The 8,201-nt window shown below is 52.0% G+C and carries 5 protein-coding genes, 6 tRNA genes and 2 rRNA genes; all 13 read left to right on the top strand.

The genetic code is table 11. The features are described from left to right. Positions 1-81: 81 nt before the first annotated feature. The 13 genes from PspR84_RS26195 to secE all read left to right on the top strand — a co-directional run bounded on the left by PspR84_RS26195 (position 82) and on the right by secE (position 8,195). Positions 82-158, top strand: a tRNA-Ile gene (locus PspR84_RS26195). 30 nt (positions 159-188) lie between these two features. Continuing rightward, positions 189-264 (top strand) — tRNA-Ala (locus PspR84_RS26190). Positions 265-511: 247 nt separating this feature from the next. Beyond that, positions 512-3,405: ribosomal RNA gene (locus tag PspR84_RS26185) — 23S ribosomal RNA — on the top strand. Between the two features lie 156 nt (positions 3,406-3,561). After that, positions 3,562-3,677 (top strand): 5S ribosomal RNA (rrf, locus tag PspR84_RS26180). A gap of 132 nt (positions 3,678-3,809) precedes the next feature. Continuing rightward, positions 3,810-4,763: a bifunctional biotin--[acetyl-CoA-carboxylase] ligase/biotin operon repressor BirA gene (gene birA / locus PspR84_RS26175; protein ID WP_160059623.1), complete on the top strand. Its 954-nt coding sequence runs from the start codon at positions 3,810-3,812 to the stop codon at positions 4,761-4,763. Next, positions 4,753-5,505 carry a pantothenate kinase gene (locus PspR84_RS26170; RefSeq protein ID WP_160059622.1) on the top strand — a complete coding sequence of 251 codons (753 nt, stop codon included), beginning with the start codon at positions 4,753-4,755 and terminating at the stop codon, positions 5,503-5,505. Before birA ends, PspR84_RS26170 begins: the two co-directional genes overlap by 11 nt. Before the next feature lie 7 nt (positions 5,506-5,512). After that, a complete protein-coding gene (locus PspR84_RS26165; RefSeq protein WP_160059621.1) occupies positions 5,513-5,944 on the top strand; it encodes a hypothetical protein in 432 nt (143 codons plus the stop codon). Positions 5,945-6,087: 143 nt separating this feature from the next. Further along, positions 6,088-6,172, top strand: a tRNA-Tyr gene (locus PspR84_RS26160). 25 nt (positions 6,173-6,197) lie between these two features. Continuing rightward, positions 6,198-6,271, top strand: a tRNA-Gly gene (locus tag PspR84_RS26155). A gap of 26 nt (positions 6,272-6,297) precedes the next feature. Further along, positions 6,298-6,373, top strand: a tRNA-Thr gene (locus PspR84_RS26150). 85 nt (positions 6,374-6,458) lie between these two features. Continuing rightward, positions 6,459-7,652, top strand: a complete 1,194-nt coding sequence (gene tuf / locus PspR84_RS26145; protein ID WP_053124324.1) for an elongation factor Tu — start codon at positions 6,459-6,461, stop codon at positions 7,650-7,652. A 53-nt stretch (positions 7,653-7,705) separates the two neighbouring features. Continuing rightward, a tRNA-Trp gene (locus PspR84_RS26140) sits at positions 7,706-7,781 on the top strand. Positions 7,782-7,826: 45 nt separating this feature from the next. Further along, complete coding sequence (gene secE, locus PspR84_RS26135) at positions 7,827-8,195, top strand: preprotein translocase subunit SecE (protein ID WP_007916493.1); 369 nt, start codon at positions 7,827-7,829, stop codon at positions 8,193-8,195. Positions 8,196-8,201 lie beyond the last annotated feature (6 nt).

Genomic DNA, 8,201 nt, shown 5'->3' with positions numbered 1-8,201 from the left:
ATCGACGACATCAGCTGCTCCATAAGTTCCCACACGAATTGCTTGATTCATTGAAGAAGACGAAAGAAGCAGCCCGAAATTGGGTCTGTAGCTCAGTTGGTTAGAGCGCACCCCTGATAAGGGTGAGGTCGGCAGTTCGAATCTGCCCAGACCCACCAATTTTGTGTGGGAAACGCCTGTAGAAATACGGGGCCATAGCTCAGCTGGGAGAGCGCCTGCCTTGCACGCAGGAGGTCAACGGTTCGATCCCGTTTGGCTCCACCACTACTGCTTCTAAAGTTTGAAAGCTTAGAAATGAGCATTCCATCGTTGTGATGATGAATGTTGATTTCTAGTCTTTGACTAGTTCGTTCTTTAAAAATTTGGGTATGTGATAGAAAGATAGACTGAACGTTACTTTCACTGGTAACGGATCAGGCTAAGGTAAAATTTGTGAGTTCTCTTAGTTGAGAAATTCGAATTTTCGGCGAATGTCGTCTTCACAGTATAACCAGATTGCTTGGGGTTATATGGTCAAGTGAAGAAGCGCATACGGTGGATGCCTTGGCAGTCAGAGGCGATGAAAGACGTGGTAGCCTGCGAAAAGCTTCGGGGAGTCGGCAAACAGACTTTGATCCGGAGATGTCTGAATGGGGGAACCCAGCCATCATAAGATGGTTATCTTGTACTGAATACATAGGTGCAAGAAGCGAACCAGGGGAACTGAAACATCTAAGTACCCTGAGGAAAAGAAATCAACCGAGATTCCCTTAGTAGTGGCGAGCGAACGGGGACTAGCCCTTAAGTGGCTTTGAGATTAGCGGAACGCTCTGGAAAGTGCGGCCATAGTGGGTGATAGCCCTGTACGCGAAAATCTCTTGGTCATGAAATCGAGTAGGACGGAGCACGAGAAACTTTGTCTGAATATGGGGGGACCATCCTCCAAGGCTAAATACTACTGACTGACCGATAGTGAACTAGTACCGTGAGGGAAAGGCGAAAAGAACCCCGGAGAGGGGAGTGAAATAGATCCTGAAACCGTATGCGTACAAGCAGTGGGAGCCCACTTTGTTGGGTGACTGCGTACCTTTTGTATAATGGGTCAGCGACTTATTTTCAGTGGCGAGCTTAACCGAATAGGGGAGGCGTAGCGAAAGCGAGTCTTAATAGGGCGTCTAGTCGCTGGGAATAGACCCGAAACCGGGCGATCTATCCATGGGCAGGTTGAAGGTTGGGTAACACTAACTGGAGGACCGAACCGACTACCGTTGAAAAGTTAGCGGATGACCTGTGGATCGGAGTGAAAGGCTAATCAAGCTCGGAGATAGCTGGTTCTCCTCGAAAGCTATTTAGGTAGCGCCTCATGTATCACTGTAGGGGGTAGAGCACTGTTTCGGCTAGGGGGTCATCCCGACTTACCAAACCGATGCAAACTCCGAATACCTACAAGTGCCGAGCATGGGAGACACACGGCGGGTGCTAACGTCCGTCGTGAAAAGGGAAACAACCCAGACCGTCAGCTAAGGTCCCAAAGTTATGGTTAAGTGGGAAACGATGTGGGAAGGCTTAGACAGCTAGGAGGTTGGCTTAGAAGCAGCCACCCTTTAAAGAAAGCGTAATAGCTCACTAGTCGAGTCGGCCTGCGCGGAAGATGTAACGGGGCTCAAACCATACACCGAAGCTACGGGTATCATCTTCGGATGATGCGGTAGAGGAGCGTTCTGTAAGCCTGTGAAGGTGAGTTGAGAAGCTTGCTGGAGGTATCAGAAGTGCGAATGCTGACATGAGTAACGACAATGGGTGTGAAAAACACCCACGCCGAAAGACCAAGGTTTCCTGCGCAACGTTAATCGACGCAGGGTTAGTCGGTCCCTAAGGCGAGGCTGAAAAGCGTAGTCGATGGAAAACAGGTTAATATTCCTGTACTTCTGGTTATTGCGATGGAGGGACGGAGAAGGCTAGGCCAGCTTGGCGTTGGTTGTCCAAGTTTAAGGTGGTAGGCTGAGATCTTAGGTAAATCCGGGATCTTAAGGCCGAGAGCTGATGACGAGTGTTCTTTTAGAACACGAAGTGGTTGATGCCATGCTTCCAAGAAAAGCTTCTAAGCTTCAGGTAACCAGGAACCGTACCCCAAACCGACACAGGTGGTTGGGTAGAGAATACCAAGGCGCTTGAGAGAACTCGGGTGAAGGAACTAGGCAAAATGGCACCGTAACTTCGGGAGAAGGTGCGCCGGTGAGGGTGAAGGACTTGCTCCGTAAGCTCATGCCGGTCGAAGATACCAGGCCGCTGCGACTGTTTATTAAAAACACAGCACTCTGCAAACACGAAAGTGGACGTATAGGGTGTGACGCCTGCCCGGTGCCGGAAGGTTAATTGATGGGGTTAGCTAACGCGAAGCTCTTGATCGAAGCCCCGGTAAACGGCGGCCGTAACTATAACGGTCCTAAGGTAGCGAAATTCCTTGTCGGGTAAGTTCCGACCTGCACGAATGGCGTAACGATGGCGGCGCTGTCTCCACCCGAGACTCAGTGAAATTGAAATCGCTGTGAAGATGCAGTGTATCCGCGGCTAGACGGAAAGACCCCGTGAACCTTTACTATAGCTTTGCACTGGACTTTGAATTTGCTTGTGTAGGATAGGTGGGAGGCTTTGAAGCGTGGACGCCAGTTCGCGTGGAGCCATCCTTGAAATACCACCCTGGCAACTTTGAGGTTCTAACTCAGGTCCGTTATCCGGATCGAGGACAGTGTATGGTGGGTAGTTTGACTGGGGCGGTCTCCTCCTAAAGAGTAACGGAGGAGTACGAAGGTGCGCTCAGACCGGTCGGAAATCGGTCGTAGAGTATAAAGGCAAAAGCGCGCTTGACTGCGAGACAGACACGTCGAGCAGGTACGAAAGTAGGTCTTAGTGATCCGGTGGTTCTGTATGGAAGGGCCATCGCTCAACGGATAAAAGGTACTCCGGGGATAACAGGCTGATACCGCCCAAGAGTTCATATCGACGGCGGTGTTTGGCACCTCGATGTCGGCTCATCACATCCTGGGGCTGAAGCCGGTCCCAAGGGTATGGCTGTTCGCCATTTAAAGTGGTACGCGAGCTGGGTTTAGAACGTCGTGAGACAGTTCGGTCCCTATCTGCCGTGGACGTTTGAGATTTGAGAGGGGCTGCTCCTAGTACGAGAGGACCGGAGTGGACGAACCTCTGGTGTTCCGGTTGTCACGCCAGTGGCATTGCCGGGTAGCTATGTTCGGGAAAGATAACCGCTGAAAGCATCTAAGCGGGAAACTTGCCTCAAGATGAGATCTCACTGGAACCTTGAGTTCCCTGAAGGGCCGTCGAAGACTACGACGTTGATAGGTTGGGTGTGTAAGCGCTGTGAGGCGTTGAGCTAACCAATACTAATTGCCCGTGAGGCTTGACCATATAACACCCAAGCAATTTGCGAACTCGAGAGAGACCAGATTGCGGTGTGTGAAGACGAAACGAACCGAAAGTTCGATGTTCACAAAACACCGAAAGCTGTCACATACCCAATTTGCTGAAGCGAGGCCACAAGGCCACGACTCAGTACCCGAATTTCTTGACGACCATAGAGCGTTGGAACCACCTGATCCCATCCCGAACTCAGCAGTGAAACGATGCATCGCCGATGGTAGTGTGGGGTTTCCCCATGTGAGAGTAGGTCATCGTCAAGATTAAATTCCAAAACCCCAATTGCGAAAGCAGTTGGGGTTTTGTTTTGCCCGCAGGAAATGTATCTGCTTGATTTCTATGCAACGGCCCGGGGCATGGCTATTATTCGGGCCTCATTGTGAGGCGAGACCTGCATGCTGACGTTGTTGAACCTTCTGAAGGATGGGCGTTTCCATTCTGGTCAGGATCTGGGCGAGGCCCTGGGAATAAGTCGAAGTGCAGTATGGAAGCAGCTTCAGCATCTTGAGGCTGAGCTCGGCTTGTCTATCCATAAAGTCAGGGGGAGGGGATATCAGCTGGCATCGCCATTGACGCTACTCGACTCTCTAAAGATATCGACAGTGGCACCAAATTGGCCGGTGACCGTTCTGGATTCGGTCGACTCGACTAATGCCGAAGCATTGCGCTCTATTGGCCGGGGCAATTCAGCGCCGTTTTTGGTTCTTGCTGAGCGGCAGGTTTCCGGCCGCGGCCGCAGAGGTCGTAAATGGGTCAGCCCGTTCGCTGAAAATCTGTATTACAGCCTTGTTCTTCGAATCGATGGTGGAATGCGCCAGCTCGAAGGCCTGAGCCTTGTTGTTGGTTTGGCTGTGATGCAGGCTTTGCGAAGCTTTGGCGTGGTTAATGCCGGTTTGAAGTGGCCCAATGATGTGCTGGTGAGTAACAAAAAAATCGCCGGCATACTGCTAGAGCTGATTGGCGATCCGGCGGATGTCTGTCATGTGGTGCTGGGAATTGGTATCAATGTGAATATGCAGGTTGCTGATGAAGTCGATCAGCAATGGACCTCGATTCGACTTGAATCCGGCAATAGCTGCGATCGTAATGCCTTGGTGGTTGAGCTGAGTAATCAGCTGGACGCCTACATCCAGAGTCATCAGATGGGTGGTTTTTCGGTTCTCCGGGCGGAATGGGAGGCAAATCACTTGTGGCAGGAGCGATCGGTTTCATTGATTGCAGGCTCCAACCATATAGATGGCGTGGTGCTCGGAATCGACAATCAAGGTGCTCTGCGCTTGAGGGTGAATGGCGTGGAAAAAGTATTCAGTGGTGGTGAGCTCAGCCTGAGGTTGCGTGATGATTCTTGAGCTCGACTGCGGAAACAGCTTTATAAAATGGCGCGTGCTGAATGCCACGGTCGGCGGCCTGATCTCCGAGGGGGTGGTCGACTCTGATTTGGCGCTGCTTGAGAGTTTGCGAGCGATTGATCGGCTTTCCCTGCGTAAATGCCGACTGGTCAGTGTAAGGACTGGCGAAGAAACCGGCGCGCTGATCGACATTATCGAGCGGGAGTTCGGTATTTCGGTGATGCGCGCGGAGTCTGCTCGCGAGATGTCTGGTGTTAGAAATGGTTACGTAGACTACGAGCGCCTTGGACTGGATCGATGGCTGGCGATGCTGGGCGGGTTTCACCTCGCTTCAGGAGGTGCTTGCCTGGTGCTGGATTTTGGCACAGCGGTAACCGCAGATTTTATCGCGGCTGATGGCGAGCATCTGGGCGGCTTTATTTGTCCTGGAATGCCGCTGATGCGTAACCAGTTGCGTACTCATACCCGGAAGATTCGTTATGGGGATTTGGCTGCCGAGCAGGCGCTGTCCAGTAACGCGCCGGGTCGGACTACCGTTGAGGCGGTAGAGCGTGGGTGTTCATTGATGTTGCGAGGGTTCGTATTGGCGCAGCTGGAAATGGCGCGCTCCTATTGGGGGGCTGACTTCGCTGTTTTTATAACCGGTGGTGATGCCGATTTGGTTGCAGGTGTTGCTCCCGAGGCCAGAATCGTTCCCGACCTGGTGTTTGTGGGGTTGGCTATGGCGTGTCCTTTGTCCTGAGGTTTGTATGCGTTGGTTGTTCCTCCTGCTTCTGGTTCTCAATGTTTTCTATTATGTCTGGCATCAGCAGGAGGCGCCGTTGCGGGCAAAGGACGTGACGCCTCTTAGCTTGTATCGGGGGGCGCAGCAGGATATTCGTTTGCTGAGCGAGACAACTGGTGACATTCGAGAGAAGCAAGGCATGCGGCGCCAAGAGTGTCACTTTCTGGGTGGCTTCTCTCGACAGGAGTCGATTTCAGCGCTGCAGCAGCGTTTGGCTGATATGGGCGTTAATGTGCAGCCTTCGTCGAAGGATGCTCCTGGGACTGGTTATTGGCTGTCTGTTGCGCCTGAGAGCCAGCATTTGTTGGGGGATGCGCAACTGCTGAACCTTTCCAAGGAATTCAATGAGTTAAAACATAAAATAATGCTGTGTGAGGGGGTTGCACCTGCTGAATAGTTTGCATAGAATGGCGCCCGCTCCACAGCGAAGACCCAAACAGGATTTCAATGTGAGGCGGTGTCAACGCAGCTAAGCTCAGGTTTTTAAATGAGAAAATGCTTGACAGGGGTTTGGCATAGTATAGAATGCCGGCCTGATTAGGAGGGGTTCCCGAGCGGCCAAAGGGATCAGACTGTAAATCTGACGTCTACGACTTCGAAGGTTCGAATCCTTCTCCCTCCACCAGATTTGAGCGTGAGCTGCAGGCTCCGCGGGTATAGTTTAGTGGTAGAACCTCAGCCTTCCAAGCTGATGATGCGGGTTCGATTCCCGCTACCCGCTCCAAGTTTGCAGGTTGTGCAAAGTGTTTCGCTCTTGTAGCTCAGTTGGTAGAGCACACCCTTGGTAAGGGTGAGGTCAGCGGTTCAAATCCGCTCAAGAGCTCCATATAACAAGGCAGATATGAAAATATCTGCCTTTGTTTTAATGGTTGATATTGTTTGTCTAATTTCTTCTGTTGAGGGTGATATCGATGGCTAAGGAAAAATTTGATCGTTCCCTGCCCCACGTCAACGTTGGGACCATTGGTCACGTTGACCACGGTAAAACCACTCTGACTGCTGCTCTGACTCGCGTTTGCTCCGAGGTCTTCGGTTCCGCAATCGTTGACTTCGACAAGATCGACAGCGCGCCAGAAGAAAAAGCTCGCGGTATCACCATCAACACCGCACACGTTGAGTACAACTCGAAGATCCGTCACTACGCTCACGTCGACTGCCCAGGTCACGCTGACTATGTGAAGAACATGATCACCGGTGCTGCTCAAATGGACGGCGCTATTCTGGTTTGCTCGGCCGCTGATGGTCCGATGCCGCAAACCCGTGAGCACATCCTGCTGTCCCGTCAGGTTGGCGTTCCGTATATCGTGGTTTTCCTGAACAAGGCTGATCTGGTAGACGACGCTGAGCTGCTGGAACTGGTTGAGATGGAAGTTCGCGACCTGCTGTCCACCTACGACTTCCCGGGCGATGACACTCCAATCATCATCGGTTCGGCTCGTATGGCTCTGGAAGGCAAAGACGACAACGAGATGGGCACCACTGCCGTCAAGAAGCTGGTTGAAACTCTGGACAGCTACATCCCAGAACCAGTTCGCGTGACTGACAAGCCGTTCCTGATGCCAATCGAAGACGTATTCTCGATCTCTGGTCGCGGTACTGTTGTGACTGGTCGTATCGAGCGCGGTATCGTTCGCGTTCAAGATCCGCTGGAAATCGTTGGTCTGCGTGACACCACCGTTACTACTTGCACCGGTGTTGAAATGTTCCGCAAGCTGCTCGACGAAGGTCGTGCTGGCGAGAACTGCGGCGTTCTGTTGCGTGGCACCAAGCGTGACGATGTTGAGCGTGGCCAGGTTCTGGTTAAGCCGGGTTCGGTTAAGCCGCACACCAAGTTCACTGCAGAAGTTTACGTTCTGAGCAAGGAAGAAGGCGGTCGTCACACTCCGTTCTTCAAAGGCTACCGTCCACAGTTCTACTTCCGTACTACTGACGTGACTGGTAACTGCGAGCTGCCAGAAGGCGTTGAAATGGTAATGCCAGGTGACAACATTCAGATGACTGTTACCCTGATCAAAACCATCGCAATGGAAGATGGCCTGCGTTTCGCTATCCGTGAAGGCGGTCGTACCGTCGGCGCTGGTGTCGTAGCTAAAATCATCGAGTAAGTGGTTGTAATGTATTTTTCGGGCCGGCATAATGGTCGGCCTGATTTTGTTTTAGGTCAGTAGCTCAATTGGCAGAGCGACGGTCTCCAAAACCGTAGGTTGGGGGTTCGATTCCCTCCTGACCTGCCAGATTCACTTGGTGTGTCTGGCTTTCTTTTCACAGGATCTTCATAGATGACTCCTAAAGCTGAAGCTCAAGGCTCTCGCTTCGATCTGCTCAAGTGGCTTGTAGTTGTCGCTTTGGTGGTTGTTGGCGTTGTTGGCAATCAGTATTACTCTGCTTCGCCGATCCTGTACCGTGTACTCGCTTTGCTTGTCATTGCTGCTGTAGCTGCCTTTGTAGGCCTGCAGACTGCGAAGGGCAAGTCTTTCTTTGTACTCGTTAAGGAAGCTCGCACCGAGATTCGTAAAGTCGTTTGGCCAACTCGCCAAGAAACCACGCAGACCACCCTGATTGTGGTGGCTGTTGTTCTGGTTATGGCGTTGCTGTTGTGGGGGCTTGATTCCCTGCTCGGCTGGCTTGTTTCCTTGATTGTCGGCTAAGGGTGT

Source organism: Pseudomonas sp. R84 (assembly GCF_009834515.1).
Taxonomy (GTDB): domain Bacteria; phylum Pseudomonadota; class Gammaproteobacteria; order Pseudomonadales; family Pseudomonadaceae; genus Aquipseudomonas.
Note: the sequence above shows the minus strand (reverse complement) of the source record. Positions and strands in the feature narration are given on the sequence as shown.

Coding starts and splice junctions, on each gene's coding strand:
- birA (WP_160059623.1), top strand. CDS start 3,810: ATGCTGACGTTGTTGAACCTTCTGAAGGATGGGCGTTTCCATTCTGGT.
- secE (WP_007916493.1), top strand. CDS start 7,827: ATGACTCCTAAAGCTGAAGCTCAAGGCTCTCGCTTCGATCTGCTCAAG.
- PspR84_RS26165 (WP_160059621.1), top strand. CDS start 5,513: ATGCGTTGGTTGTTCCTCCTGCTTCTGGTTCTCAATGTTTTCTATTAT.
- PspR84_RS26170 (WP_160059622.1), top strand. CDS start 4,753: ATGATTCTTGAGCTCGACTGCGGAAACAGCTTTATAAAATGGCGCGTG.
- tuf (WP_053124324.1), top strand. CDS start 6,459: ATGGCTAAGGAAAAATTTGATCGTTCCCTGCCCCACGTCAACGTTGGG.